We start from the raw sequence: 25,189 nt of genomic DNA on the forward strand, positions 1-25,189 counted from the left end.
GCCATTGCGCAGCCTGCCGTGCCCATGCCACCACACGAGCAGCATGTCCAAACGCCTTCTCATCGGTGTCGTCGAACCCGATCCCGACCGCGCGCAGCCCATCGCCGAGGGCCTGCGCGACGCGGGCGACCACCACATCCGCATCATCGCGGAACAGTCCGGCCTGGCCTGCCAGGTCGCGGATCTGCGCCCGACGTGGTGCTGATCGACATCGCCAACCCCTCGCGCGACGTGCTCGAGGAACTGGCCCTGGCCTCGGGCCCCGCCGGACGCCCGGTGGCGATGTTCGTGGACCGATCCGACGAGGGGATGACGCGGGCGGCGATCGAGGCCGGGATCTTGGCCTATGTCGTGGACGGGCTGCGGCCGAAACGCATCAAGCCGATTCTGGACGCGGCCATCGCGCAGTTCCACCTGTTCCAGCAGATGCGCGCCGAACTGGCCGCCACCCGCGCCGCGCTGGAGGAACGCAAGATGGCGGCGGGGCTGCTGGGCCGATGATCAGCTTGCGCCTTGGCTATGTGCCCCTGATCGACGCCGCGCTCCTGATCGTCGCGCAGGAACTGGGCTTTGCCGCCGAGGAAGGGCTGGCCTTGGATCTGGTCCGCCTGGGCGCTTGGGCGCAGGCCTGCGACATGCTGGGCGCGGGGCTGATCGACGCGGCGCATATGCTGGTGCCGATGCCGGTGGGGCAGGCGCTTGGGCTTGGCCCCGAGTTGCCGGCGATGGATCTGGTGATGGTGCTGTCTCAGGGCGGGCAGGCCGTGGCCGTCAATCGCAACCTGGAAACCCGGCTGCGCGGGGCGGTGACGGGGCGGCTGCGCATGGGGGTGCCGTTCGGCCCGGCCTTCCAGGGGGGATGCCGCCCCGGATTGTATAGCGGCCGTTGCAGCCTTGCCGCCTGAGGTGGAAATTTGCGGCTGCAACGGTGTTTCCAAGGGCACCATTCTGGATGCGGTGGCGGGCGGAACCTGCACCGGGCTGGTCCAGCAGGTCATGGCGCTGACGCTTGGGGGTGCGGTTGCGGATGCGCCTGCGGGCATGTGCAAATGCACCGACCACAGCCACGAGGACGTGCGCCGCCTGATCCGGTCGATGGGGCTGAAGTCGGTTCCCGCCGTGATGCAGGAACTGGGCTGGAAGTCCGTCGGCGGCTGCCATTCCTGCCGCCCGGCGCTGAACTATTACCTGCTGACGGAATACCCGCTGGAGTATCAGGACGACCGCCAGTCGCGCTTTGTCAACGAAAGGAACCACACCAATATCCAGAAGAACGGCACTTATTCCGTGGTCGCGCGCATGTGGGGCGGCGTGACCACCCCTGCCGAGTTGCGCGCCATCGCGGATGCGGCCGAGAAATACGACGTGCCCATGGTCAAGGACACGGGCGGCCAGCGCATCGGCCTGCTGGGCGTGCGCAAGGAAGACCTGCCGCATATGTGGGCGGATCTCAACGCTGCCGGGATGGTGTCGGGCGCGGCCTGTTCCAAGGGCCTGCGCACGGTGAAGACCTGCGTGGGCAAGGAATTCTGCCGCGTCGGCATGCAGGACAGCACGAGCCTCGGGATCAGGCTGGAAAAGCGGATGTGGGGATCCTGGACGCCGCACAAGCTGAAGCTGGGCGTGTCCGGCTGTCCCCGCAACTGCGCCGAGGCCACCTGCAAGGACATCGGCGTGGTTTGCGTGGATAGCGGCTACAATATCGTCATCGGCGGCGCTGCGGAGATGGAAGTCCGCGAGACCGAGCATCTGGCCTCCACCCCGTCCGAGGACGAAGCCGTCGCCATCATCCTGGCCGTGACCCAGCTTTACCGGGAAAACGCCCGCTACCTGGACCGGATCTGGAAATGGATGGGCAAGGCGGGGCTCGACTGGATCCGGGCGCAGATCGACGACCCGGCCACCCGCGCCGCTTTGGTCGAACGCTTCGAGATCAGCCAGTCGGTCTATCGCCGCGACGCTTGGGCCGATCTGTCCACCCCATCCGAGACAGCCAGATGAGGGCCCCTTGCCGACATGACGCTGGAGGCCGCGGAATGACCATCTTCGTTGACATCGGATCCCTGGACGACATTCCCCGGCAAGGCGCGCGCCTGTTCAAGACCGCAGGGGGCTGCGTCGCCGTCTTCCGCACCATGGACGACCAGGTCTTCGCGCTGGAGGACCGCTGCCCCCACAAGGGTGGGCCGCTGTCCGAGGGCATCGTTCACGGCACATCCGTCACCTGCCCGCTGCACAACTGGGTCTTCGACATGAACTCGGGCGCGGCCCAGGGCGCGGACAAGGGGCGGGTCCGCACCTATCCCGTCCGCGTCCAGGGTGGCCGCATCCTCCTCGACGCCACCCTGATCCGCACCAGAAGCGCCGCTTGAAAGGCACGCCCATGTCCTATGTCACGCCAACCGATTTCGCCCGGAAGATGATCGACGCCGGAGAGGCGAAGGTCTTCATGTCCACCAAGGACATGCTGATCCGCGCCTCTATGGCGGGCGCGATCCTGGCGCTGGCGGCGGCCTTCGCTGTCACCGTCAACACCGGCCACCCGCTGATCGGCGCGCTCTTGTTCCCGGCGGGCTTCTGCACGCTTTACCTGCTGGGCTTCGACCTGCTGACGGGCGTCTTCACCCTTGTCCCGCTGGCGCTGATCGACAAGCGGCGCGGCGTGACGCTGCGCGGCATGATGCGCAACTGGGGCCTAGTCTTCGCGGCCCACTTCGGCGGCGCCTTCACCGTTGCGATCTTCATGGCGATCATCGTCACCTTCGGCTGGTCCGAGGCCCCGAACGCCGTGGGCGAGAAGATCGGCCATATCGGCGAGGGGCGCACGGTCGTATACGCAGCGCATGGCGCGGCCTCCGCGCCGGTCGCCGTCCGGGCCGAGTGAAAGGCCAGTCACCGCGGGATCCTCGCGGCGGCTTGATGCGCCCTGGACGGAACGCATCGGTTCCTGCGGCGGTTGAGCCCTGCCACGCCAGCAGGAAGCCGCCATGCAGCCAGCCGTCCGCTATTCCCCCGATGTGGAAAGCCCCTCGCCGGACGGGGCGGCCACGATCCGCGATCTGTCCGACGCCCTGCGCGGCATCCTGGAAACCACATCCCGCGACTACGGCCATGCCGTGCGCGCGGTCCATGCCAAAAGCCACGGCATCATCCGGGGCGCCCGCCGCCAGCCTTACCGCATGTCCGCCGCCTTCCGGTCGGATGTCAACGGCTGCCCCATCCACGAACCCGCCGCCATCGAGGGAGATGCGCCATGACCGGGGAACGCGACCAGGATCCGGCGACGCCCTTCTATGACGCCCCGACCGGGGGATGGGGGTCGCTGAAAGGCGTGCTGCGGCAGGCCACCAAAAGCCGGATCCGGCTGGGTGTGCTGGAAACCCTGCGCCGCCAGAACAAGCCCGGCGGGCATATGTGCACGTCCTGCGCATGGGCCAAGCCGCCATCCCCGCACCTGGCCGAGTTCTGCGAGAACGGCGCCAAGGCCACCATCTGGGATCTGACCCGCGACCGCTGCGGCCCGGATTTCTTTGCCCGCCACACCGTGACCGAGCTGCGCAACTGGCCCGACCACGACCTTGAGGCCGCGGGCCGCCTGACCCATCCCCTGCGCTATGACGCGGCAAGCGACCGCTATGTCGAGACGACCTTTCCGGAAGCCTTCGCCGCCATTGGCGCCAGCCTGCGCGGGATGGATCCGAAGGCGACGGTCTTCTATGCCTCGGGCCGGGCGAGCCTTGAGGCATCCTATCTGTATCAACTGTTCGCCCGGCTTTACGGGCACAACAACCTGCCCGACAGTTCCAACATGTGCCACGAAACGACCAGCGTGGCGTTGAAGCGGACCATCGGCGCGCCGGTCGGCACCGTTGTGCTGGAGGATTTCGACCATTGCGACCTGATGCTGTTCTTCGGCCAGAACACCGGGTCGAACAGCCCGCGTTTCCTGCACCCGATCCAGCAGGCGAAAAAGCGCGGCTGCAGGATCGTCACCTTCAACCCGATCCGCGAACGCGGCCTGGTCGAGTTCATGAACCCCCAGAACCCGGCCGAGATGCTGACGGGCCGCGCCACGCCCATTTCCGACATTTATCTGCAACTGCGCCCCGGCGGCGACATCGCGGCCATCGCGGGGATCTGCAAGCACCTGTTCGACCATAGCGACCTGGACCGCGACTTCATCGCGCGGCATTGCCACGGTTTCGACGCCTTCGAGGCCTGGGTGCGCGCGCACCCCTGGGACGACATCGAAGCCGCCTCGGGCCTGAGCCAGGGCGACCTGGCCGAGGTGGCGGGGCTGTTCGCCGCGTCGAAACGCGTGATCGGCGTCTATGGCATGGGCCTCACCCAGCATGTCCATGGCGGCGACAGCGTGGGGATGCTGGTGAACCTTCTGCTGATGGGCGGCCATATCGGACGGCCCGGCACTGGCATCTGCCCGGTGCGCGGCCATTCCAACGTGCAGGGACAGCGCACGGTGGGGATTTCCGAAAAGCCCGAACTGGTGCCGCTGGACACGCTGGCCCGGATGTTCGATTTCGACCCGCCGCGCGACACCGGCATGACCACGGTCGAGGCCGTCCGGGGCGTCATCGACGGCACGGTCCGGGGCTTCATCAGCCTGGGCGGCAACTTCGCCCGCGCCATCCCCGATCTTGCCCGGGCCGAGCCTTTCTGGGCGGCGCTGGACCTGAACGTGCAGATCGCGACCAAGCTCAACCGCTCGCACCTGCTGGTGGGGAAGGGGGCGTGGCTTTTGCCCTGCCTGGTGCGGGCCGAACGGGACATGCAGAAAGGGGGGCCGCAGGCGGTCTCGATGGAGGACAGCCTCAGCCATATCCATGGATCCATGGGCCGCCGCACGCCCGCCTCGCGCCACCTGCTGTCGGAACCGGCCATCGTCGCGGGGATCGCCAAGGCGACGCTGCCGCCCAACCCCCAGGTCCGCTGGGACGACTGGATCGCCGACTATGCCCGCATCCGCGACCTGATCGCCGAAACCTGGCCCGACCAGTTCGACGCCTTCAACGAACGGCTGTTCAAGGCGGGCGGCTTTTATCGCGGCAACTCGGCCCGCAGGCGCGACTGGAAGACCGAAAGCGGCAAGGCGGAATTCACCGTGCCGCCCGGCCTGTCCGCCCTGGGGGTCATGCCGGGCGGGGATGTCTATACGCTGGTCACGCTGCGGTCGAACGACCAGTTCAACACCACGGTCTATGATTATCACGACCGCCTGCGCGGGCTGGAGGGGGACCGGATGATCGTCCTGATCTCGCCCTCCGAGATGGCGCGCGCCGGCCTTTCCGAAGGCCAGCGCGTGGCCCTGGTGTCGGCCATCGCCGATGGCGTCCCGCGCCGGGTCGAGGGCTTCACCGTCACCCCCTACGACCTGCCGCCCGGCTGCGTCGCGGCCTATTACCCCGAGGCCAATCCCCTGGTGCCGCTGGATCATCACGACCTCGCCTCGAAAACCCCGGCCTACAAGGGCGCGCCCGTGCGGATCGAGGTGTGACGGCCCTCAAGCGGACGTGATTCATCAGCGGACGGAATCGCTTGGCGGATTTCGATTCACATTCATCATTGGACGCAGGGCGAACAGGGGGGCAGACTGGACCCATGATCAGCGAACCCGACAGCGTGCTTCTGGACCGCCACGATCCTGACCGGAACATGGCGCGGTATTACCGCCTGGACATCGTGCCCGACCTGTTCGGCGGCGTCGTGCTGGTGCGCAACTGGGGCCGCATCGGCCACCGGGGCCAGGAACGCCAGCACTGGTTCGCCGACCGGGCAACCGCTTTGCAGCAGCAGGCCGCCTGGGCAAGACGCAAGGAACGCCGCGGCTACCATGTTGTCGGAACCGCATAGGTTCCATAATTCGGCTTATTAACGAAACCATGCTCTCTAGGGGACGCGCTATCCTGAAATGCGACTTTCTGTGCTCGACAATGGGTTGAGCCATGAAAGGAGCATAGGAATGAAGGTTCGGTTTTCTCACCTTTCCCTTTCGGAGCGCCGCAAGATCGAGCGCTGGCGGCAGATGAAGCTGAGCCCTGACGAGATGGCGCGCAGGCTTGGCCGGCACCGCTCGACGATCTTCCGCGAGCTGCGCCGCAATCACTTCCACGACAGCGACATCCCAAAGCTCAGCGGCTATTGGTGCGTTGTGGCGCAAAGCTTCTCGGATAGACGCCGGACCCGGCAGCGCAAGCTGGTGCGCGATCCCGGGCTGCGCGACCAGGTCGAGCGTTGTCTCCGCTCTGGCTGGACACCTGAGCAGATCGCCGGCCGCATGCGTTACAAAGGTGCCCCGCGCCGTGTCTGCCAAGAGACGATCTATCAACACATCTATTCAGAGGATGGCCGCCGAAGTGAGTTGTGGCGCCACCTGCCCTCCAGCCGCCGACGCCGCCGGGTGTATCGGTTGCGCAAGCGCCCGCCGCCCAAATTTGCTCCGGAACTCAGCATCTTGTTCCGCCCCGACGTTATCGCGCATCGCAAGCAGTTCGGGCACTGGGGTGAGACAGGACCGTCGCGCCTGATGGCGCGGCGTAAGCCTGTCGAACGACCTGGTGCTGTTCCGGCAGAAGTATGGGCCGGCCAATGTCACCACGATGATCGAACGCACAAGCCGTTTCCTGGTGGCGTTGAAGAACGAGGAGAAACGCACTAAGCCGATCATGGCGCAGATCGCCCAAGTCCTGACGCCCCTGCCCCGGCATGCCTGCCGATCGATCACCTTTGACCGCGGATCCGAATTCGTCGACTGGCCGCATCTGCAGGCCGAGGTGGGCACGCAAACGTGGTTCTGCGAGGCGCAGTCGCCTTGGCAGAAAGGGGCTGTGGAGAACGCCAACAAACGGCTGCGACGCTGGCTTTGTCGCGACACTGATCCGAACTCGCTCTCACAGGAGGAACTTCGTCAACTCTGCGCGGGCCTGAACGCCACGCCGCGCAAGTGCCTCGGCTTCCGAACGCCTGCGGAGGTCTTCAAGGCCAATCTGCTCGGACGCGGCTACAGACGCGAGAAACTTTCTCGGCAACCGAAGTCGCATTTGAGCTAGCGCGTCCACCTTTGTCCCTGATCACTCCCTTCGGGAACTTTTCCGATTGGTGATGCTTTCATCGTCAGAACGCGCATTCGGGCGCGCAGAAAGGATCCTCTGATGCGACTTCTGACTGCAAGTCTTTTCGGCTCCATGATCTTTGCCTTGGCGGCCTGCGGCAATACGGCGACGGAACGGGCGGCGACGGGCGGCTTGGGCGGTGCGGTGATCGCCGGACCGGCGGGTGCCGTAGTCGGCGGGACCGTGGGCGCCGCCACCGCCAACTGACCGAGCCATCTTCAAGGAACGGCCGCGTCCATGACGCGGTCGTTTTTTGTTGGTCTTGCGGCCCTATCCCGCTTCCCCTACATCTGCAGGGCAAAGGCAGAAGGACAGCCACATGCCCATGGAAGCTCACGACATCGAAGCCCTCATCCGCGCGGCCTTTCCCCATGCGCAGATCACCATCACCGACCTTGCCGGTGACGGGAACCATTACGCGGCCGAGGTGATCGACGAAAGCTTCCGCGGCCAGAACCGCGTCCAGCAGCAGCGTGCCGTTTATGCCGCGCTTCAGGACAAGATGGCTGGCAAGTCCGGCGCATTGCACGCCCTTGCCTTGACAACGAAGGCCCCTGACTGAGGCCCCTGCCCCTTGGCCAACCCTTCAGAAACAGGATAATGAAAATGACCGAAGTTGCTGAAAAGATTCAAGGCCTCGTGGATGCGGCCGATGTCGTGCTGTTCATGAAGGGCACGAAGGAAATGCCGCAATGCGGGTTTTCCAGCCGGGTTGCGGGCGTGCTCAACTATATGGGCGTGGATTACCGCGACGTGAATGTGCTGGCCGACGATGCCATCCGTCAGGGCATCAAGGATTTCTCGGACTGGCCGACCATTCCCCAGCTTTACGTCAAGGGCGAATTCGTGGGCGGCTGCGACATCATCACCGAAATGACGCTGTCGGGCGAACTGGACCAGTTGTTCGACCAGAAGGGCGTCGCCTATGACAAGGCGGCGGCGGACAAGATCCGCGAAGCCAACGCCTGATCAAGGGAAACGGGCCGCATCAGCGGCCCGTTTCGTCAGAGGATGTCGTCCTCGTATTCATCCGAGTCGCGGCCCTCGCGCAGTTTCGACGCCAGGGTGATCCCCACGGCGAAGGCACCCACAAGCTTGGCGATGCTGGCGGCGTTGCTGTTGTTGGCCCGCGACAGCGTGTCGGTGGCGGTATCGACCTTGGCGCGCATGGTGCCGATATTGGTCGAGGTCAGGCCAACCGCCTCGGCGGCGTGACGGGCGGCACCAAAGACCCGCCGCTCGGTATCGTCGGCCAGCTTGTTGGCGCGGAAGGTCGCCTCGTCCATCAGGGACACGACCTTGTTTCCGGCGATATCCACCATCCGCTCGGCTTCGGTCCGCGCCTTTTCGACCGCCGCATCCTTTGCCAGGGTGATTCGCGCTTCGACTTCCTTGCGCAGATCGTCGGCCGTCGGCATCTCGTGCTTGGGTTTCTTCGACACCACCAGCAGAATGACCGCGACCAGCACAAAGATGCCGCCGATCACCAGCGAGGCCACGGTCGGTCCCCACCCCAGGGTGTGCGCCAGGAACGACCACAGCGCGGCGAGCAGGAAGCCTGCGGCGACCACCAGGATGACCCCGGCAGCCGCCTTCATCGCCGACCGGCGCGCCGTGTCCTTGAGAGCAAGTTGAAGGCGCTGCGCATAGTCGAACATTGGGAACCTCAGCGGCGGGCCAGGATCAGACCGACAAGGAAGCCGACGCCGGCCGCGATGCCAAGGGCTTGGGCGGGGTTGCGACGAACCATCTCGGACACTTCGTCGTAACGCTCGCCCGCGTAATGGGTCAGCTCGGACGCGCGTTCCTGGCCCTGCTGGTACAGCCGTTCCGCTTCCGAGCGCGCGCGACCCACATATTCGCTGCCCACCTCGCGGGCGCGTTCCACATAGTCCTGGGCCGTGTCGCGCGCGTTCTGCGCCAGGTCCGCGCCACGATCCTTGAGGCTGTCGGAACTGGAACGGTCGGACAGCTTTTCAGCCGTCTCGCGAATGTCCTCGCCAACCTTCTTGGCGCCTTCGCGCAGGTCGGCCTTGGCGGCGTTGGCTTCGTTCTTCAGGTCGTTGGCGGTGGGATTGTTGGGGTTAGCCATCTTTATGTCCTCCGGTGTGATTGTCACCATCAGGACTTAAACCCCGCGAAAACATCAAGGTTCCGCAAACCGGAAGAATAAACGGCAAGCAAAGGCTTAGAGGGGGATGGTACCGCCTCCCCGGCTCGAACGGGGGACCTCTAGATCCACAATCTAGCGCTCTAACCAACTGAGCTAAGGCGGCACGGATGCGTTCTCTAACGCCGGTTGCGGGCCGTTGCAAGCCTGTCTTGCCGGAAATCTTCGCCCGCGATACAGAAAGCGACCACAGGACAAGGACAACGGTCATGAGCATCAACAGCCAGAGCGACATCGCGGCCAACCTGCAGATCGGCCCCACGGACCAGGGCATGGTGCGGATTTACGTCGAGGCCGAGGGGATCGACCTGCCGCTGGACTTCGACCCGGACGAGGCGGCCGAGATCGCCGAGGAACTGCTGGCCGCGGCCGAGGCGGCGCGCCAGATGGGCCAGGGCGGCGGCAAGCCTAAGAAGCGGCGCTGAATCCGTCGGGATCGGTCAGCCCTTGCAGCCGCAGGGCCGAACAGCGGGCGAAATCGCGCATGACCCTGGACCGCCGCGCCCCGGCCAACCGGGTTTCGGGGGCCATGCGCTGGATTTCCGCGCCATAGGCGTCGGCGCAGATCAGGCCGGTATCGGGCGGCAGCAGCTCGGTCGGGAAATCGCAATCGACCGCCCAGAAATAGCGGTCGCACCATTCCAGATAGCCCTGCCATTTCCGGTCGCCCATGAAATCGGCGCGGCAGCTTTTGCACTCGACGATCCAGAATTCGCCCTTCGGCCCCATGCTGATGACATCGACGCGCAAGCCCCGGCTGGGCACGAATTCCGTCAGCACGGCGTGATCCATGCTGCGCAACAGGCGCGACACACCACGCGCCAGGCGGTGGCCGGGCATGGCGGGAAGGGTGGGATCGGGCTGGTCCATCGGCGCACCATAGAACAAAGGGGAAACATCCTCAAGCCGCTTGAAATGCGGAAATCCCGGCCCTATCTGGTTGGTCAGGCGGGTTTCTGCTCTTCTCGCGAGCGGCCATTTTTCCACTGGCCTATAACTTTTCCGAGGGGGCTGGCTCTGGCGTGACCCTGGTCTCGTTACCCGGCGCCCACCTGGTAATCCAGGCTTTCGGGAAATCTCGTGCTGCCGCGGTCGCTGCGGTTCCCGCCGCCCTTGTCCAACCGCCCTGCCCCCGCAGCGGCGGTTTTTCCATGCGAAAAGGGCGGCCTTGCGGGCCGCCCTTTCCCTGTGCTTCTGACCAGAGGGAGGGAAATCAGAAGCCGTAAACGACCGACACGCCCAGGGTGTTGTCCGTGCGGATCGGACGGTTTTCCTGGTATTCGGTGGTATAGCTGACGCGGGTCGCCAGTTGCTCCGACATCTGGAAGTTCACGCCGAACTGGTTGGTGATCACGTCGTCCGAATCTTCCGACGACAGGTAATCGGTGTCGTTGGTGATGAAGACCATGTCGTTGAAGCGGTGATACAGACGCGACGACACGATATAGCCGACGCCGCTGTCCGACGAGTCGTTCACAGCCACACGCTCCAGATCGCCATCATTGTCGGTATCGACAAGATCGAAGCCCGCCTTCTGCGCACCGGTCTGGGTGTAGCGATAGCCGATACCGGCCTGGACGCGCCATGCGGTCGTATCGGTGTTGATCACGCGATAGCCCGGGCCGACGCCGATGAATCCGTCGCGGGCGAAGTCGCCCAGGTCATCCGCAACATCGGCATCGTCGTCAATGCCGTACTGATCGCCATTGGCCAGACCGTCGATGCTGAAGCGGCCCAGAACGAAGGCATAGAAGCGGTCGTTGAAGTAGTATGCGCCATCATAGATGACCGAGACTTCTTCCTTGTCCTTGTCGCCGTCTTCGTCCTCGCCGAACTCGAGCAGCATGCCCACCGACTGCTGCCAGGGTCCGGCGTTGTTCGACACGCGGCCGGCCAGCGAGAAGTCCTGGCTTTCGTCGTTGCCGGTGCTGCCGGCATAGGTCAGCGCCAACGATCCGAACAGCCCTTCGCGGCGGTCCGGGTTGCCAAAGCGCGCGTCGTCGTTGTCACGGTCGAAATCGTCCTGAACGGCATCCTCGACGTCAATAATGCGGTCGTTGATCGACGAAATGCCGGTCGCGTCCGCACCCGCCGCAATCTCGGTCTGGGCGAAAGCCGGGGCGGAAAGGGCAGCCATCAGCGCGGCGGTGCCGGTCAGCAGCGTAACTTTTTTCATCTTTTCCTCACGAGCTGAGTTTTGTTGTCCTGGGGCCTGACGGTCGCCAGAGCATCTCTGCGGAATATGAAGTAGTCCCGCCCTGCCCCGGTTCATAGACCCGTGAAAAACGTCGCGGACTGCCCGAAAGGACGCGCGGACGTCACCGGCGCGAATCACGCGGAATTTTGCTGAAACAAGGGTTTGAACACAAACTGCGGAACCCGTTTGCATGTTGTGGAAGCAACTGATGGTTAACACCAAAGTTGCGTTTTTCGGCGCGTCGCCCACCACCGACATGGGCGTCAGCCTTGCAACAAAGCCGTTACTGCCCAATTTTTGACCAAATCTTGGCAACACGGCGACAGCGAAAGTTGTTGCAAAATCGCCACGCCTTGCAACACTTTCACGCGCAGGCGGTAAATGCGTCTTTTCAGTCGCGGCGGGGTTTTGAGGCGGGCGCCGCCGCAAGGGCAGGTTTCAGCGGGCCGGTGACGCGCTCTTTCCGGCCCCGGGCGGGCGGCGGGGTTTCTGCCTGGCCCATGACGACAATCGCGAACTGGACCCCGGCAAAGACGATGGTGTTGAAGACGATCATCATGATCACCGCCAGCCAGCCCACGCTGCTGTTCAGGATCAGGTGCCGCAAATGCGCCACGTCCAGCGCCAGCAGCGCCGCGACAAAGCAGCAGGACAGCGCAACGCCGATCAGGACGCTGCGGATATAGACGCGGACCATCTTGGGCATGACGCACCTCTGTTTTTCCGGCAGACCCTGAATATAGGGGGTCCGCGCCGGAATTGCAGCGGAAATATGCGCGTCAGAACGCCTCGGGGCGCAGTTCCCGTGCCACATGGTCCAGCACGGCGTTGACGAATTTCGGCTCGCGCCCCTCGGGGAAGAAGGCCTCGGCCAGACGGACATATTCGCTGATCACGACCCGGGGCGGCGTCTGCGGCGTGACAAGCTCTGCCCCCGCCGCGCGGAACAGCGCGCGCAGCACCGGGTCGATGCGGTCGATGGGCCATTTGGCGACCAGCCCGCGGTCGGTGGCCTGGTCGATTTTCGATTGCCAGTTGACCGCCGCATCCACGACGCGGGTGAACAGGTTCTCGTCGGCGGGCAGGGATCGGCCGTCCTCGTCCTCGGCGCCCAGGCGATGGATCTCGAACTCTCGCATGACGCGGTCGGCGGACTGCCCGGCGGCTTCCATCTGATACAGCGCCTGCACGGCATAGAAGCGCGCGCCGCTGCTGAGCGCCCGCCGATCCGCGCGCTTGTCGTTCGCCTTGTCTTCGTTCGGGTTCATGGTTCCGGCCTTGCAAAGAGACCGGCTGAAATGACCCGAAAGAAGCCGCGCGTCAAGCCCCGCCGGCTTCGGCCAACCGCGCGACATAGCGGGCCAGCGTGTCGATTTCCAGGTTGATCTGGTCCCCGACGGCCACATCGCCCCAGGTCGTGACCTGCCGAGTATGGGGGATCAGGTTGATGCCGAAGCGGTTGCCCTCGACCTCGTTCACGGTCAGCGAGGTGCCGTTCAGCGCCACCGAGCCCTTGGGCGCGATGAAGCGCGCCAACGCCGCTGGCGCCTCGAAGGTCAGGCGCAGGCTGTCGCCCTCGTCCTGCATGTCGACGACCTGGGCCACGCCATCGACATGCCCGCTGACGATATGGCCGCCCAGTTCGTCGCCCACGCGCAGGGCGCGTTCCAGGTTCAGGCGCCGCCCGACGGCCCAGCCATCCGCGCCGATATTGGTCTTGGACAGCGTCTCGGCCGAGATGTCGACAGCGAACCAGCCGGGGGCCTTGTCCACCACGGTCAGGCAGACGCCGTCACAGGCGATCGAGGCGCCCATGTCCACAGTGCCCATGTCATAGCCGCAACCGATCCTGGCGCGCATGTCGCCGCGCATTTCGACGGCAAGAACGGTCCCGATGTCGCTAATAATGCCTGTAAACACGCAAAAGCCCTTTCCTTCCTTCGCAACCTAGGCGATAGCGTATGCAGGTGCAAGGTTGCCGGGTCTTTACGTCATATTCATCCTGCCATGCACTTAATATGGCAGCCATTGTCGCGACGCATTTGACAAGGATCGGCAAGTGACCAAGGATCGTCACGACTTTTCGCCGTTGCGGAAACACCAGCCCGATGACCCCGCGCAGCGCGTCTTCCTGTTGCTGCAGGGTCCGCACGGGCCGTTCTTCGACCAGTTGGCCCGGTTGCTGCGCGCCGCGGGTTCGCAGGTCTGGCGCTGCGCCTTCAATGCGGGCGACGAATTCTTCTGGTCCGACAAGGACCGCCTGCTGCGCCATACGGGCAGCAGCGCGGAATGGCCCGCCCATCTTCTGAAGATCATCGCGGAACGCGGCGTCACGGACATCGTGCTTTACGGCGACGTGCGCCCGATCCATGCCGCCGCGCGCTCTGCCGCACAGGCCCTGGGGCTGCGCCTGCACGTCTTCGAGGAAGGCTATCTGCGGCCCTACTGGATCAGCTACGAACGGGGCGGATCGAACGGGCATTCGGCGCTGCTGGACATTTCCCTGGCCGAGATGCGCGCCACCCTCAGCGACACCCTGGCCGAGGTGCGGCGCCCCCCGGCCCGCTGGGGCGACATGCGCCACCACAAGTTCTATGGCGCCTTTTATCACTTCCTGGTCCTGGTCGCGAACCGGCGGTATCGCAAGTTCACCAGCCACCGCGCCCTGCCGATCCGGGACGAGTTCCGGCTGAACCTGCACCGCCTTCTGCTGATGCCGTTCCATTCGCTGACGCGGGCGGTCCAGTGGCACCGCTTCCGGTTGTCGGGCAACCCCTACCTGCTGGTGCCCATGCAACTGGAACATGATTCGAGCATGCAGGGCCATTCGCCCTTCACCGAGAACAGCCAGTTCGTCGAGGAGGTCGTGGCCGAATTCGCCCGATCGGCCCCCCGGCACCACCACCTGCTGTTCAAGGCGCACCCGCTGGAGGATGGCCGGGCCCGCAACCGCCGTTCCATCCGCAAGGCGGCGGCGCAGCATGGCGTGGCCGACCGCGTGCATTATTTCCGCGGCGGCAAGCTGGCCGACATGCTGGCCCATGCCCGCGCGGTGGTCACGGTCAATTCCACCGCCGCCCAGCAGGCCTTGTGGCGCGGGCTGCCGGTCAAGGCCCTGGGCCGCGCGGTTTATTGCAAGCCAGGACTGGTTTCGGGTCAGGCGCTGTCGGATTTCCTGGCCGAACCGTCGGCGCCCGACATGGCGTCCTATCGGGTTTTCCGCAACTATCTGCTGCAAACCAGCCAGGTGCCCGGGGGCTTTTATTCCCGCCGCTCGCGCGCCCATGCCCTGCGGCTGGCCGCCGACCTGATCCTCGCGCCCGAGGATCCCTATCAGGCGCTGGCCGCAGGACGGTGCCAGCGGCGGCAACAGATTGGCGAACTTCTGGACTAGGGTTCATGAAGTGGTGGCATCCGCGGGCGCGCCGGGCTACATTGCCCGCACAACCGGACGGCAAGTCCGGACGAAGATGAACAGGAGTTTTCGAGAGGTGACAGTGAAGCTTTCTCCTGCCCGGTCGGCGGCGGGCCTGGCCATGCGCCTTGTCGTGATCGCGGCGATGACGCTTGTGGCGGCCTGCAGCCTGCCGCGTTCCGGCCCCAGCAAGAACGAGATCTATTCGGGCGCGGTCGAAAAGGGCGGCAACGCGCATGTGATCTATGTGAACGAACATGTCGCGCGCGCCACGAACTATACGCCCGCCTATGGCTTCTCGAACAGCTTCCTGCGCGCTGGACAGGTCGGCGCGGACGAGATCCGGGCAGGCGACGTGCTGGGCCTGGCGATCTGGGAAAACGTCGATGACGGGCTGCTGACTTCGCTGGGGGCCAGTTCGACCGCGCTGCAGGAAATCCAGGTAGATAGCAGCGGCTATATCTTCGTGCCCTATGCGGGCCGGGTGCAGGCGGCGGGCAACACGCCCGACCAGTTGCGCCAGCTGATCACCGAACGGCTGTCCACGCAGACCCCCGACCCGCAGGTCACCGTGGCCCGCGTGGCGGGCGACGGCGCCACCGTGTCGGTCATGGGCAAGGTCACCGCCCAGGGCGTCTATCCGATCGAGCGGCCGACGCGCACCCTGTCGGCCATGCTGGCCCGTTCCGGCGGCGTCTCGATCGAGCCCGAGATCGCCGTGATCACCGTCAAGCGCGGCAACACCACCGGCAAGGTCTGGCTGACCGATCTTTATTCCAACGCCAGCAACGACATCGCCCTGCGTCCCGGCGACGTGATCCTGGTCGAGGAAGACCAGCGCAGCTTCACCGCCCTTGGCGCCCTGGGCGGCCAGACCCGCGTGCCCCTGGGCAACGAGATGATCAACGCGGTCGAGGCCGTGGCGATGGTGGGCGGCCTGAACTCGAACCTCGCCGACCCGACCGGCGTCTTCATCCTGCGCGACGAGCCGGAACAGGTCGCCTCGCGCGTGCTGGGCAAGACGGTCCAGGGCACGCAGCGCATCGCCTATGTGCTGGATCTGACGCGGCCGAACGGGCTGTTCCTGGCCCGCGACTTCCTGGTCCGGGACGAGGATACGGTCTATGTGACCGAGGCCCCCTATGTTCAGTGGCAAAAACGCCTCGCCGCCCTGATCGGGCCGATCAACTCCGCCAACTCCGTCCAGAACCTGACCCAGTGACCGGCGGATGAGCGATGACCAGAAAGCCGCCGGTGGGCAAGACCGGCGGCTTTTCGCATACAATCGCGGCTTCTGGCACGGACCCCGCCTGCGCCGCATCCTGCACCTGTCGGGGTGGGATCTGCGCCTTGGCCTGCCCGGCCCCGGCAATGCCGTCGCCGTCTGGGGCGCCAGCCCGACGGCATGGCGCGGCCGGGGCATCGCCGCGCGGCGCGGGGCAGGTCTGGTCACGGTCGAGGATGCGTTCCTGCGATCGGTCCTGCCCGGCCGCGCCAAGGGGCGCACAGCCCGGCGCGGCCCCCTGGGCCTGCTGATCGACCCTTTCGGCCTGCATTTCGACCCGTCCCGCCCCTCGCTGATCGAACGGCTGGTTACGGACGGCGCGACGGCGGGGCATGAGCAGCGCGCCCGCGACGGCATCGCCCGGCTGCGGGCGCTGGATCTGTCGAAATACAACGCCCACCGTCCCCACCTGCCCGCCCCGGATCCCGGCTATGTCCTGGTGATCGACCAAACGCGGGGCGACGCCTCGCTGATGGGCGCGGGGCGCGACCGCTTCCTGGCGATGCTGGACGCGGCGCGGCGCGAACATCCCGGCCGCCCAATCCTGCTGCGCTGCCACCCCGAGACGGCCCAGGGCCTGCGCCCCGGCCACCTTGGCGCGGGTGACCTGCGGCCCGGCGAGATCCTGTGCGATGCGGACATCTCGCCCTGGCGGCTGCTGGAAAACGCCCATGCGGTCTATGCCGTCAGTTCCCAGCTGGGATACGAGGCGATCCTGGCGGGCCACAAGCCCCGCCTGTTCGGCCAGCCCTTCTATGCCGGCTGGGGCCTGTCCCAGGACGAAGTCCCCCTGCATGGCCGTCGCGGCACCGCCAAGGCCGAGGCGCTGTTTGCCGCCAGCCATCTTTTGGCGCCGGTCTGGTATGACCCCTGCCGTGACCGCCTGACCGATTTCGACGGCGCGGTCGATCAGCTGGAGGCCGAGGTCAAGGCCTTCCGCCAGGACCGCGACGGCCACCTGGCCTATGGGATGCGGCTGTGGAAGCGGCCCTTCATCGCGCGCGCTTTTGGCGATGGCCGGGGGGTGCGGTTCACGGACCGGCCTTCGGCCCATGTCACGCTGGCCTGGGCTGGCAAGGCCGATGCCGTCCCCCAGGCGATCCGGGTCGAGGATGGCTTTTTGCGGTCCCGGGGGCTTGGCGCGGCCCTGACGCCGCCCTTGTCGCTGATCGCGGACGACCGGGGCATCTATTTCGACCCCACCCGCGAAAGCCGGCTGGAACGCCTGATCGAAGCCGGCCCTCCGCCCGGCGGCGCGGCCCGGGCGGCCCGGCTGATCGCGGCGATCCGCGCGGCGGGCCTGTCCAAATACAACCTGTCGGGCCAGGGCCATCGCCCTGCCCAAACGGCCCGCAGGCGCATCCTGGTGCCGGGACAGGTCCAGGACGATGCCTCGATCCGCCTGGGCGCGGGGACGGAACGCACCAACCTGGACCTGTTGCGCCGCGTCCGCCGCGACAATCCCGACGCCCACCTGATCTACAAGCCCCATCCCGATGTCGAGGCGGGGCTGCGCCCCGGCGCCATCGACGCCTCCCCCCTGGCAGACGAGATCGCCACCGCCGCCGATCCCATCGCCCTGCTGTCCCATGTCGATGAGGTCTGGACCATCACCTCGACCCTAGGGTTCGAGGCGCTGCTGCGCGGCGTTCCCGTGACGGTGCTGGGCGCGCCCTTCTATGCAGGCTGGGGCCTGACCCGCGACCTGGGGCCGATCCCGCCCCGCCGCCGCGCCCGCCCGGATCTGGCTGCGCTGGTTCATGCCTGCCTGATCGCCTATCCCCGCTATCGCGATCCGGTCACGGGCCTGCCCTGCCCGGTCGAGGTCGCGGTGGACCGCCTGAAGGACGGCACCGGCCCGCGCGTCCCGGTGCTGCGCCTGATGGCCAAGCTTCAGGGCCGCCTGGCCGGGCATAGCTGGCTGTGGCGGCGCTGAGGCGCGCAAAAGAAACGTTATCGCGTGCCGGGCGCAGAGGCCCGAACAGAGGTTGCCCGGCACGCTGCCTTGCAGTCCGGCATCAAGGAAAATCGCCCCGCCATGGAACAGCGTTCCTGCCGTCCCGCCCCTGCAGACCGGGGGCCTTTCTTGGCAAGCATCCGCCCCGTTGCTAACTGGGACGCGCAACCAGGAAAGCCGCCCATGTCGCTTGTGATCTCGCATCTAGCCCGGCGCTTCGGCGCGACCCCCGTCCTGCGCGGCATCGACCTCGAGGTGCGACAGGGGGAACTGGTGGCGCTTCTGGGCCCCTCGGGGTCGGGCAAGACGACGCTCTTGCGCATCATCGCGGGGCTGGACTGGCCGGATGCGGGCGGGCTGTCCTTTGACGGCGCGGACTGGCTGGCGAAATCGGCCGCCGAACGGCGCATCGGCTTCGTCTTCCAGCATTATGCGCTGTTCCCGCACATGACGGTGCGCGACAACATCGCCTTCGGCCTGACGGTCCTGCCGCGCGCCAGCCGCCCCGGCAAGGCGCAGATCGCGGCCACGGTGGACGGGCTGCTGCGGTTCCTGCAGATCGAGGGGCTGGCCGACCGCTATCCGGCGGAACTGTCGGGCGGGCAGCGCCAGCGGGTTGCTCTGGGCCGCGCCATGGCGATCGAACCGCGCGTGCTGCTGCTGGACGAACCCTTCGGCGCGCTGGACGCCCAGGTCCGGCGCGACCTGCGCCGCTGGCTGCGCGGCGTCCATGACAGCGCGGGCACCACGACGATCTTCGTGACCCACGACCAGGAGGAAGCCTTCGAGCTGGCCGACCGCGTGGTGGTGATGAACGGCGGCTTCATCGAACAGATCGGCCGCCCGGACGAGATTTACGACCACCCCGCCACGCCCTTTGTCGCGCGCTTCCTGGGCCTGACGGTCGAACTGCCCGTGACCATGCGCGCGGGCCGGGCGCAGGCCGCGGGCCTGGACCTGGCCGCCCTGCCCCGCCGCGCGCTGCCCGACGGCCCCGCCACCCTGTTCCTGCGCCCCGCCGACATCGAAGCCCTGCCCGACCCCGCCGCCCCCTTCCGCGTGACCGAGGCCGCATCGACCGGCGCGCTGCTGCGGATCGTGGCGGAAAACGGCACCGGCTGCCGGATCGAGGCCGAGGTGCCGCGCCGCGAGGCCCGCGCCCTGTCAGTCGGCCAGCCCGTCGGGCTGCGCATCGTCGCGGGCCAGATTTTTCCCGGCGGCACGGCATCCGCTGCCGCGCAAGCCGAACCATCCAGACCCCTGAAGGAGGCCCGCTCGTGAAGACCCGCCTGACCACCGCCCTTGTCCTTGTGCTGGGCCTCGCCAGCCCCGTGGCCGCGCAGGACGCGATCCTGAACGTGTCCTATGACGTGGCGCGAGAGTTGTTTGCCCAGCTGAACCCGGTCTTTGCCGAAAAATGGCAGGCGGAAACGGGCCGTAGCGTCACCATCGACCAGTCGCATGGCGGATCGTCCAAGCAGGCCCGCGCCATCCTGGAAGGCCTGCCCGCCGATGTGGTGACCTTCAACCAGGTGACGGATATCGACGTGCTGGCCGAAGGCGGCCTGGTCGATGAGAACTGGCGCGAGGCCTTCCCGAACCAGGCGTCCCCCTATTACTCGCTGCCCGCCTTCCTGGTGCGCGAGGGCAATCCCAAGGGGATCGACGACTGGGACGACCTGGCGCAGGACGGCGTGCAGGTGATCTTCCCCAACCCCAAGACCAGCGGCAACGCGCGCTACACCTATCTGGCGGCCTATGCCTATGCGCTGGACAAGAATGGCGGCGACCAGGCGGCGGCGCAGGAGTTCGTGGGTAAGATCTTCGCCAATGTCCCGGTCTTCGACCAGGGCGGCCGCGCGGCCACCGCGACCTTCGCCGAACGCGGCATCGGCGACGTGCTGATCACCTTCGAGGCCGAGACGGGCGGCATCGCCAAGCAATACGCCGATGCCAAGCTGGAGCGGGTCACGCCCTCTCTGTCGGTCCTGGCCGAGTTCCCGGTCGCCGTCGTGACCGAGAATGCCGAGGACAAGGGCACAGCCGAGGTGTCGAAGGCCTATCTCGACTTCCTTTATTCGCCCGAGGCGCAGCGCATCCTGGCGCAGAACTTCAACCGCGTGCATGACAAGGCGATCACCGCCGAATTCGCCGCCAACTTCCCCGACGTGAAGCTGGTCACGGTGGAAGACGTGTTCGGCGGTTGGGACAAGGTGCAGCAGGAACACTTCGCCGAAGGCGGGATCCTCGATTCCGTGTTCGTGAACCAATGAGCGTGGCGGCGGTCGCGGGCCTTCCCGCCGGGCGGCAGCGGCGGGTGCTTCCGGGCTTTGGCCTGACCATGGGCCTGGTGCTGACCTATGTCGGCATCATCGTCCTGCTGCCCGTGATCGCCCTGTTCCTGAAGGGGGCCGAGATCGGCCCGCTGCGGTTCTGGGAGATCGTGACCGCCCCCCGCACGCTGGCCGCCCTGCGCCTGACCCTGACCGCCGCCGCGCTGGCGACGGTCTTCAATGCGTTCTATGGCCTGCTGATGGCCTGGGTGCTGGTCCGTTACCGCTTTCCGGGACGGCGGCTGCTTGACGCGATGATGGACATTCCCTTCGCGCTGCCCACCGCCGTGGCGGGCCTGGCGCTGACGGCGCTGTTTTCCGAAAACGGCTGGTATGGCGCGATCCTGGCGCCTGCCGGGATCGGGGTCGTCTATACCATCTGGGGGGTAGCGGTCGCGATGTCCTTCACCTCGATCCCCTTCGTGGTGCGCACCGTCCAGCCGATCCTGGAGGATCTGGACCCGGGGCAAGAGGAAGCCGCCCGCACCCTGGGCGCGACCCCGTTTCAGATTTTCACCCGCGTGATCTTCCCGGCGATCCTGCCGTCCTTCCTGGTCGGCACCACCATCGCCTTTGCCCGCTCGCTGGGCGAATTCGGCGCGGTGATCTTCATCGCGGGCAACCTGCCGATGAAGACGGAAATCGCGTCCCTTCTGGCCGTGATCCGGCTTGAGGAATACGATTACAACGGCGCCGCCGCCATCGCCCTGACGCTGGTCGCCATCGCCATGGTGCTGCTGGTCGTGTCGAACTGGCTGCAAGCGCGCCTGACGCGGCGGAGGGTTCCGGCATGACGCCCGCCACCCTGGCTCCGCGCCCCGACCGCCGCGCGCAATGGCTGCTGATCGGGCTGGCCGTGGCGCTGACCCTGTTCATCGTCGTGGTGCCGCTGGTCTACATCTTCTGGCGCGCGCTGTCTGAAGGGTTCGCGGTCTTCGCCCAGAACATCCTGGCCCCCGACACGCTGCACGCGATCTGGCTGACATCGGCCGTGGCGGTGATCACGTTGCCCGTCAACCTTGCCGTCGGCATTGCCGCCGCCTGGCTGATCGCGCGCTTCACCTTTCCCGGCCGCAAGGCGCTGCTGACGATCATCGAGCTGCCGTTTTCCATTTCGCCCATCATCGCGGGCGTCTGCTATCTGCTGCTTTACGGGCGGCAGGGGCTGCTTGGCCCGGCCTTAGCGGCGGGCGACGTGAAGATCCTGTTCGCGCTGCCCGGCATCGTCATGGTGACGCTGTTCGTCACCGGGCCCTTCGTGGCGCGCGAAGTCCTGCCCCTGATGCAGGCGCAGGGGTCGGAACAGGAACAGGCGGCGCTGACGCTGGGGGCCTCGGGCTGGCAGATCTTTTGCCGGGTGACGCTGCCCAATATCCGCTGGGCGCTGCTTTACGGCGCGGTGCTGGCGACGGCGCGGGCGGTGGGGGAATTCGGCGCGGTGTCGGTGGTGTCGGGCGCGATCCGGGGGCAGACCATGACCCTGCCCCTGCAGATCGAGCTTTTGTTCAACGACCTGAACACCGTCGGCGCCTTTGCCGCCGCGTCCACCCTGACGCTGATCGCGCTTGTGGTGCTGGTTCTGAAGACGGTTCTTGAGGGCCGGACCCGCTAGCGCCGGAAATCCGTGGGCTTGATGCCGTGGCGGGCCAGCTTGTCGTAGAAGGTCTTGCGCGGCAGGTGCAGCCGCGCCATCGCCGCAGTGGCATTGCCGCCCGCCAGCCGCAGGGCGTCGCGGATTAGTTCGGCCTCATAGGCCGCCACCAACTCCGACAACCCCGGCGCGGTGCCGCCGTCCTGCGCGTCGAAGGGCGTCACGCCGATGGCCTGGCTTTCGGCGAAGCCGCGCAGTTCGGGCAGGTTGCCCGGCCAGCCATGCCCGGACAGCCGCGCCTTGACCGCGCCGGTCATGGCAGGCGCGGGCCGGTCCAGCCGCGCGCAGGCGGCCAGCAGGAAATGGCGGTAAAGCGCCGGAATGTCCTCGCGCCGTTCGGCCAGGGGCGGAACCTGCAAGACCGTGCCCGACAGGCGATAGAACAGCCGCCCGTCGAACGGACCCCCGGCCAGATGCGCGGGGTCGGCGCTGGTCGAGGCCAGAAGCTGCACATCCATGGGGCGCGGGGCGCTGGCGCCCATGGGCCAGAACTCGCCCGCCTCTAGGATCGCGGCCAGCCGCGCCTGCATGGCGGGGGTCAGCGCATCCACACGGTCCAGGAACAGCACGCCCCGCTGCGCCCGTTCCAGCCGGCCCGCCTTGCGGGTGCCGCGCGGGCCCGCAGGCTCGCTGCCCAGAAGGTCGGCCTCGAACCGCGTCTCGTCCAGGGCGTCGCAGGCCAGATGCACGAAGGCGCGGGCGCGGCGCGGGCCCTGGCGGTGGATCGCGCGGGCGACGGACAGCCTGCCCGACCCGTCCGGGCCGGTCAGCAGGGCGTTCCCCTCGGCTTGGGCCACGCGGTCCAGGGCGGCGCGCAGATGGTCCATGACCTCGCTGCTGCCCGAAAGCTCGGGAAAGGCGTCCGAGGCGTCATGGCTGGCCTGCCGCAGCGCGCGGTTCTCCAGCACCAGGGCGCGGGCGGTGGCGGCGCGGTTCAGCGCGGCCAGCAGCACGTCGCGGCCAACGGGCTTTGTCAGGAAATCATAGGCCCCGGCCTTCAGCGCGGCCACCGCCATCGGCACGTCGCCATGCCCGGTCAGCAGGATCACCGGCAGGTCGGGGTCGATCCCGTGCAGCGCCTGGAACAGTTGCAACCCGTCCATGCCCGGCATCCGCACATCGGACAGCACCACGCCCGGATAGTCGCGCGTCACGCCCGCCAGCGCGTCCGTGGCCAGCCCGAAATCCTCGACCCGGAAGCCCGCCAGTTGCAGGGTCTGGACCTGGGCCGCGCGCAGATCCTCGTCGTCTTCCACCAGCCGGACAAGCCTGGTCATGCGGCCCTCCTCAGGATCAGGCGGAAGGTGGCGCCCTGGCCCGGCACCGGGTCGTCGGCGGTCAGGTCGCCGCCGAAATCGCGGGCGATGTCGCGGGAAATCACCAGCCCCAGGCCAAGCCCCTGCGCCTTGCTGGTGGCGAAGGGCGCGAAAAGCTGGCCGCTGGACTGCGGCGGCAGGCCCGGCCCGTTGTCCGTGACCGTCAGGGTGACATGCTGGCCATCCGCCGCGATCCCGATGCGGATCCAGGGATCGGGACTGGCCTCCTGCGCCTCGAAGGCGTTGGTCAGCAGGTTCACGAGGATCTGTTCCACGCGCACCTGCTCGCCCACGACGGCCAGGTCGCCGGGAATGTCGGGCAGGTGGACGGGCATGTCGCTGGCCTTGCGGCGGCTGGCGGTCAGCATTAGCGATGCCTCGATTACCGGGCGCAGGGGGACGGGGCCGATCTCTCCGGTGGCCTTGCGGGCGAAGCTGCGAAGCTGGTCGGTGATCTGGCCGATCCGGTCCGTCATGCGGGCGATGCGGGCCAGGTTGTCGCCCGCCGGACCATCGGGCGCCATCGCCTGCCCGTTTTCGGCCAGCAGGCGGATGGTGGCCAAGGGCTGGTTGATCTCGTGCGCGACGCCTGCGGTGATCTGGCCCATGGTCGCCAGCTTGTTGGCCTGCACCAGGTCGGATTGCATCTGCGACAGGCGGGCTTGGGCCAACTGACGCTCGCGCATCTCCTCGGACAGGTCGCGGGTGCGCTCGGTGACGGCGCGTTCCAGTTCCGCGCGATAGGCCCGGTCGGCCCGGGCCTTCCGGGCGGCGCGCAGCCGCGCGCGGCGGGCCTGGTTGGCCAGCGCCATCAGCAGCAGCACCGCCAGCCCCGCCGTCCCCGCCGCGTAAAGGGCCGTCTGCCGCGCTTCCCGCGTGGGCACATGCAGCGCCAGGGTCCATCCCGTTCCCCGCACCGGCAGGGCGATCGCCAGGCTGTCGGGCACGACGGGCGGGGCGGTGGTGAAGCGAAGGGCCGGGTCGGTGGTGATGATGACGCGGCCATCCTGTTCGGTCACATGGGTGGCGTTGGGGCTGCGCGCCCAGGCGGCCTCCAGCGCGTCGAATTCCACCTTGACAACCACCACCCCCAGAAGCGCCGCGCCGTCGCGCACGTCGTGGGACAGATACAGCCCCGGCTGGCGGCTGACCATGCCCAAGGCGAATTCCATCGCGGTCGGGCGCGCAAGGCGGAAATAGTCGCGGAAGCTGTAGTCATGGCCCACGAAGCTGTCCGGCCCGTTCCAGTTCGACGCGGCAATGGTCCGCCCCGTGGCGTCCAGCAGATACAGGACCGTGCTTTGCGTTTCGGACCGCAGCCGTTCCAGCTTGGCCGAGACGGCGTCGCGCCGGTCGGGCGCCTCGCCCTGAAGCGTGGCCTTGACCATGGCGTCGTCGGCCAGGATCGCCACGACCGCGCGCTGGCGGTCCAGGATGCTTTCCAGCGTCAGCGCCCGCGATTGCGCGGCGGCCAGTCCCTCGTCGCGCAGGTTCTGCAGGGCCCCGGCCCGCACGCCCCAGAAGGCCGCGGCGGGAACCAGGACCAGCAGCGCCAGGGCCAGCGCGACGGCCAGCCAGCCCGCCGCGCGCGGCAGGACGGGCGAATCGCCGTCCAGGGGCAGGTCGTCCCGAATGTCGCGCACGCGTCCGAATCCCCGGCAAGCTGTTTCCCTTTCCACACTAGCAGCCCGGGGCTGTGCGGAAAACCACACATCAATCAGGCGCTATCAGGTGAAAA

General features: G+C 67.0%; 25 protein-coding genes, 1 tRNA gene, 1 other RNA gene and 4 pseudogenes. 21 read left to right on the forward strand and 10 right to left on the reverse strand.

Annotation, left to right across the window (positions count from 1 at the left end):
- Positions 1 to 43 precede the first annotated feature (43 nt).
- The 12 genes and pseudogenes from JX613_RS00295 to grxD form a co-directional block, all read left to right on the forward strand.
- Positions 44 to 477, forward strand: a pseudogene (locus JX613_RS00295) (ANTAR domain-containing response regulator); the annotation flags it as partial.
- A gap of 20 nt (positions 478 to 497) precedes the next feature.
- Positions 498 to 731 (forward strand): annotated as a pseudogene (locus JX613_RS00300) (ABC transporter substrate-binding protein); the annotation flags it as partial.
- A gap of 99 nt (positions 732 to 830) precedes the next feature.
- Positions 831 to 2,001, forward strand: a pseudogene (locus JX613_RS00305) ((2Fe-2S)-binding protein); the annotation flags it as partial.
- Positions 2,002 to 2,036: 35 nt separating this feature from the next.
- Positions 2,037 to 2,372, forward strand: coding sequence for a nitrite reductase small subunit NirD (nirD, locus tag JX613_RS00310; RefSeq protein WP_207099463.1), 336 nt, complete (start codon positions 2,037 to 2,039; stop codon positions 2,370 to 2,372).
- An 11-nt stretch (positions 2,373 to 2,383) separates the two neighbouring features.
- A complete protein-coding gene (locus tag JX613_RS00315) occupies positions 2,384 to 2,884 on the forward strand; it encodes a formate/nitrite transporter family protein (RefSeq protein ID WP_237168259.1) in 501 nt (166 codons plus the stop codon).
- Positions 2,885 to 2,987: 103 nt separating this feature from the next.
- Positions 2,988 to 3,257 (forward strand): hypothetical protein, encoded by a 270-nt coding sequence (locus JX613_RS00320; RefSeq protein WP_207099464.1) that lies wholly within the window; start codon positions 2,988 to 2,990, stop codon positions 3,255 to 3,257.
- Positions 3,254 to 5,512 (forward strand): FdhF/YdeP family oxidoreductase, encoded by a 2,259-nt coding sequence (locus JX613_RS00325; RefSeq protein WP_207099465.1) that lies wholly within the window; start codon positions 3,254 to 3,256, stop codon positions 5,510 to 5,512. Before JX613_RS00320 ends, JX613_RS00325 begins: the two co-directional genes overlap by 4 nt.
- Before the next feature lie 104 nt (positions 5,513 to 5,616).
- Positions 5,617 to 5,868: a WGR domain-containing protein gene (locus JX613_RS00330; protein WP_207099466.1), complete on the forward strand. Its 252-nt coding sequence runs from the start codon at positions 5,617 to 5,619 to the stop codon at positions 5,866 to 5,868.
- Positions 5,869 to 5,977: 109 nt separating this feature from the next.
- Positions 5,978 to 7,064: pseudogene (locus tag JX613_RS20345) on the forward strand (IS30 family transposase).
- Between the two features lie 102 nt (positions 7,065 to 7,166).
- Complete coding sequence (locus tag JX613_RS00340) at positions 7,167 to 7,334, forward strand: hypothetical protein (RefSeq protein WP_207099467.1); 168 nt, start codon at positions 7,167 to 7,169, stop codon at positions 7,332 to 7,334.
- A gap of 112 nt (positions 7,335 to 7,446) precedes the next feature.
- Complete coding sequence (locus JX613_RS00345; RefSeq protein ID WP_207099468.1) at positions 7,447 to 7,689, forward strand: BolA/IbaG family iron-sulfur metabolism protein; 243 nt, start codon at positions 7,447 to 7,449, stop codon at positions 7,687 to 7,689.
- Positions 7,690 to 7,733: 44 nt separating this feature from the next.
- Positions 7,734 to 8,096, forward strand: coding sequence for a Grx4 family monothiol glutaredoxin (gene grxD, locus JX613_RS00350; RefSeq protein ID WP_207099469.1), 363 nt, complete (start codon positions 7,734 to 7,736; stop codon positions 8,094 to 8,096).
- A gap of 35 nt (positions 8,097 to 8,131) precedes the next feature.
- Here the strand turns inward: grxD and JX613_RS00355 are convergent, their stop codons facing one another.
- The 3 genes from JX613_RS00355 to JX613_RS00365 all read right to left on the reverse strand — a co-directional run bounded on the left by JX613_RS00355 (position 8,132) and on the right by JX613_RS00365 (position 9,403).
- A complete protein-coding gene (locus tag JX613_RS00355; RefSeq protein ID WP_207099470.1) occupies positions 8,132 to 8,785 on the reverse strand; it encodes a phage holin family protein in 654 nt (217 codons plus the stop codon).
- Positions 8,786 to 8,793: 8 nt separating this feature from the next.
- Positions 8,794 to 9,219: an ElaB/YgaM/YqjD family protein gene (locus JX613_RS00360; RefSeq protein ID WP_207099471.1), complete on the reverse strand. Its 426-nt coding sequence runs from the start codon at positions 9,217 to 9,219 to the stop codon at positions 8,794 to 8,796.
- A 107-nt stretch (positions 9,220 to 9,326) separates the two neighbouring features.
- A tRNA-His gene (locus tag JX613_RS00365) sits at positions 9,327 to 9,403 on the reverse strand.
- A 103-nt stretch (positions 9,404 to 9,506) separates the two neighbouring features.
- On the opposite strand from JX613_RS00365, the gene JX613_RS00370 reads away from it, so the two are divergent.
- Positions 9,507 to 9,722: a DUF6324 family protein gene (locus JX613_RS00370; protein WP_207099472.1), complete on the forward strand. Its 216-nt coding sequence runs from the start codon at positions 9,507 to 9,509 to the stop codon at positions 9,720 to 9,722.
- On the opposite strand, the gene JX613_RS00375 is transcribed toward JX613_RS00370, so the two are convergent.
- Positions 9,706 to 10,167 (reverse strand): MmcB family DNA repair protein, encoded by a 462-nt coding sequence (locus JX613_RS00375; RefSeq protein ID WP_207099473.1) that lies wholly within the window; start codon positions 10,165 to 10,167, stop codon positions 9,706 to 9,708. The genes JX613_RS00370 and JX613_RS00375 overlap by 17 nt on opposite strands.
- A gap of 80 nt (positions 10,168 to 10,247) precedes the next feature.
- Here JX613_RS00375 and ssrS point away from each other — a divergent pair.
- A non-coding RNA gene (ssrS, locus tag JX613_RS20470) (6S RNA) lies at positions 10,248 to 10,405 on the forward strand.
- A gap of 105 nt (positions 10,406 to 10,510) precedes the next feature.
- Here the strand turns inward: ssrS and JX613_RS00380 are convergent.
- From JX613_RS00380 to JX613_RS00395, 4 genes are all read right to left on the reverse strand, one after another.
- Complete coding sequence (locus tag JX613_RS00380) at positions 10,511 to 11,473, reverse strand: DUF481 domain-containing protein (RefSeq protein WP_207099474.1); 963 nt, start codon at positions 11,471 to 11,473, stop codon at positions 10,511 to 10,513.
- Positions 11,474 to 11,885: 412 nt separating this feature from the next.
- Positions 11,886 to 12,200: a hypothetical protein gene (locus tag JX613_RS00385; protein WP_207099475.1), complete on the reverse strand. Its 315-nt coding sequence runs from the start codon at positions 12,198 to 12,200 to the stop codon at positions 11,886 to 11,888.
- A 73-nt stretch (positions 12,201 to 12,273) separates the two neighbouring features.
- Positions 12,274 to 12,762: a transcription antitermination factor NusB gene (gene nusB, locus JX613_RS00390; protein WP_207099476.1), complete on the reverse strand. Its 489-nt coding sequence runs from the start codon at positions 12,760 to 12,762 to the stop codon at positions 12,274 to 12,276.
- Positions 12,763 to 12,814: 52 nt separating this feature from the next.
- Entirely contained in the window at positions 12,815 to 13,414 is a 600-nt protein-coding gene (locus JX613_RS00395; protein ID WP_207099477.1) for a riboflavin synthase, read from the reverse strand.
- Between the two features lie 139 nt (positions 13,415 to 13,553).
- On the opposite strand from JX613_RS00395, the gene JX613_RS00400 reads away from it, so the two are divergent.
- The 7 genes from JX613_RS00400 to cysW all read left to right on the forward strand — a co-directional run bounded on the left by JX613_RS00400 (position 13,554) and on the right by cysW (position 22,096).
- A complete protein-coding gene (locus tag JX613_RS00400; protein ID WP_336512246.1) occupies positions 13,554 to 14,888 on the forward strand; it encodes a capsule biosynthesis protein in 1,335 nt (444 codons plus the stop codon).
- 76 nt (positions 14,889 to 14,964) lie between these two features.
- Complete coding sequence (locus JX613_RS00405; protein WP_419538796.1) at positions 14,965 to 16,131, forward strand: polysaccharide biosynthesis/export family protein; 1,167 nt, start codon at positions 14,965 to 14,967, stop codon at positions 16,129 to 16,131.
- Positions 16,132 to 16,138: 7 nt separating this feature from the next.
- Positions 16,139 to 18,130, forward strand: coding sequence for a capsular polysaccharide biosynthesis protein (locus tag JX613_RS00410; protein WP_207099478.1), 1,992 nt, complete (start codon positions 16,139 to 16,141; stop codon positions 18,128 to 18,130).
- 204 nt (positions 18,131 to 18,334) lie between these two features.
- Positions 18,335 to 19,432 (forward strand): sulfate/molybdate ABC transporter ATP-binding protein, encoded by a 1,098-nt coding sequence (locus JX613_RS00415; RefSeq protein ID WP_207099479.1) that lies wholly within the window; start codon positions 18,335 to 18,337, stop codon positions 19,430 to 19,432.
- Complete coding sequence (locus JX613_RS00420; RefSeq protein WP_207099480.1) at positions 19,429 to 20,424, forward strand: sulfate ABC transporter substrate-binding protein; 996 nt, start codon at positions 19,429 to 19,431, stop codon at positions 20,422 to 20,424. The genes JX613_RS00415 and JX613_RS00420 overlap by 4 nt, the downstream gene beginning before the upstream one ends.
- Positions 20,421 to 21,278: a sulfate ABC transporter permease subunit CysT gene (gene cysT, locus JX613_RS00425; protein WP_207099481.1), complete on the forward strand. Its 858-nt coding sequence runs from the start codon at positions 20,421 to 20,423 to the stop codon at positions 21,276 to 21,278. The genes JX613_RS00420 and cysT overlap by 4 nt, the downstream gene beginning before the upstream one ends.
- On the forward strand, positions 21,275 to 22,096 hold the full coding sequence (gene cysW, locus JX613_RS00430) for a sulfate ABC transporter permease subunit CysW (protein ID WP_207099482.1): 822 nt from the start codon (positions 21,275 to 21,277) through the stop codon (positions 22,094 to 22,096). The genes cysT and cysW overlap by 4 nt, the downstream gene beginning before the upstream one ends.
- Here cysW and JX613_RS00435 read toward each other — a convergent pair.
- Both JX613_RS00435 and JX613_RS00440 read right to left on the reverse strand, forming a co-directional pair.
- Entirely contained in the window at positions 22,093 to 23,412 is a 1,320-nt protein-coding gene (locus JX613_RS00435) for a sigma-54-dependent transcriptional regulator (protein ID WP_207099483.1), read from the reverse strand. The genes cysW and JX613_RS00435 overlap by 4 nt on opposite strands.
- Entirely contained in the window at positions 23,409 to 25,094 is a 1,686-nt protein-coding gene (locus tag JX613_RS00440; protein ID WP_336512247.1) for a sensor histidine kinase, read from the reverse strand. Before JX613_RS00440 ends, JX613_RS00435 begins: the two co-directional genes overlap by 4 nt.
- Positions 25,095 to 25,189 lie beyond the last annotated feature (95 nt).

It is taken from the genome of Paracoccus shandongensis (assembly GCF_017315735.1).
Taxonomy (GTDB): domain Bacteria; phylum Pseudomonadota; class Alphaproteobacteria; order Rhodobacterales; family Rhodobacteraceae; genus Paracoccus; species Paracoccus shandongensis.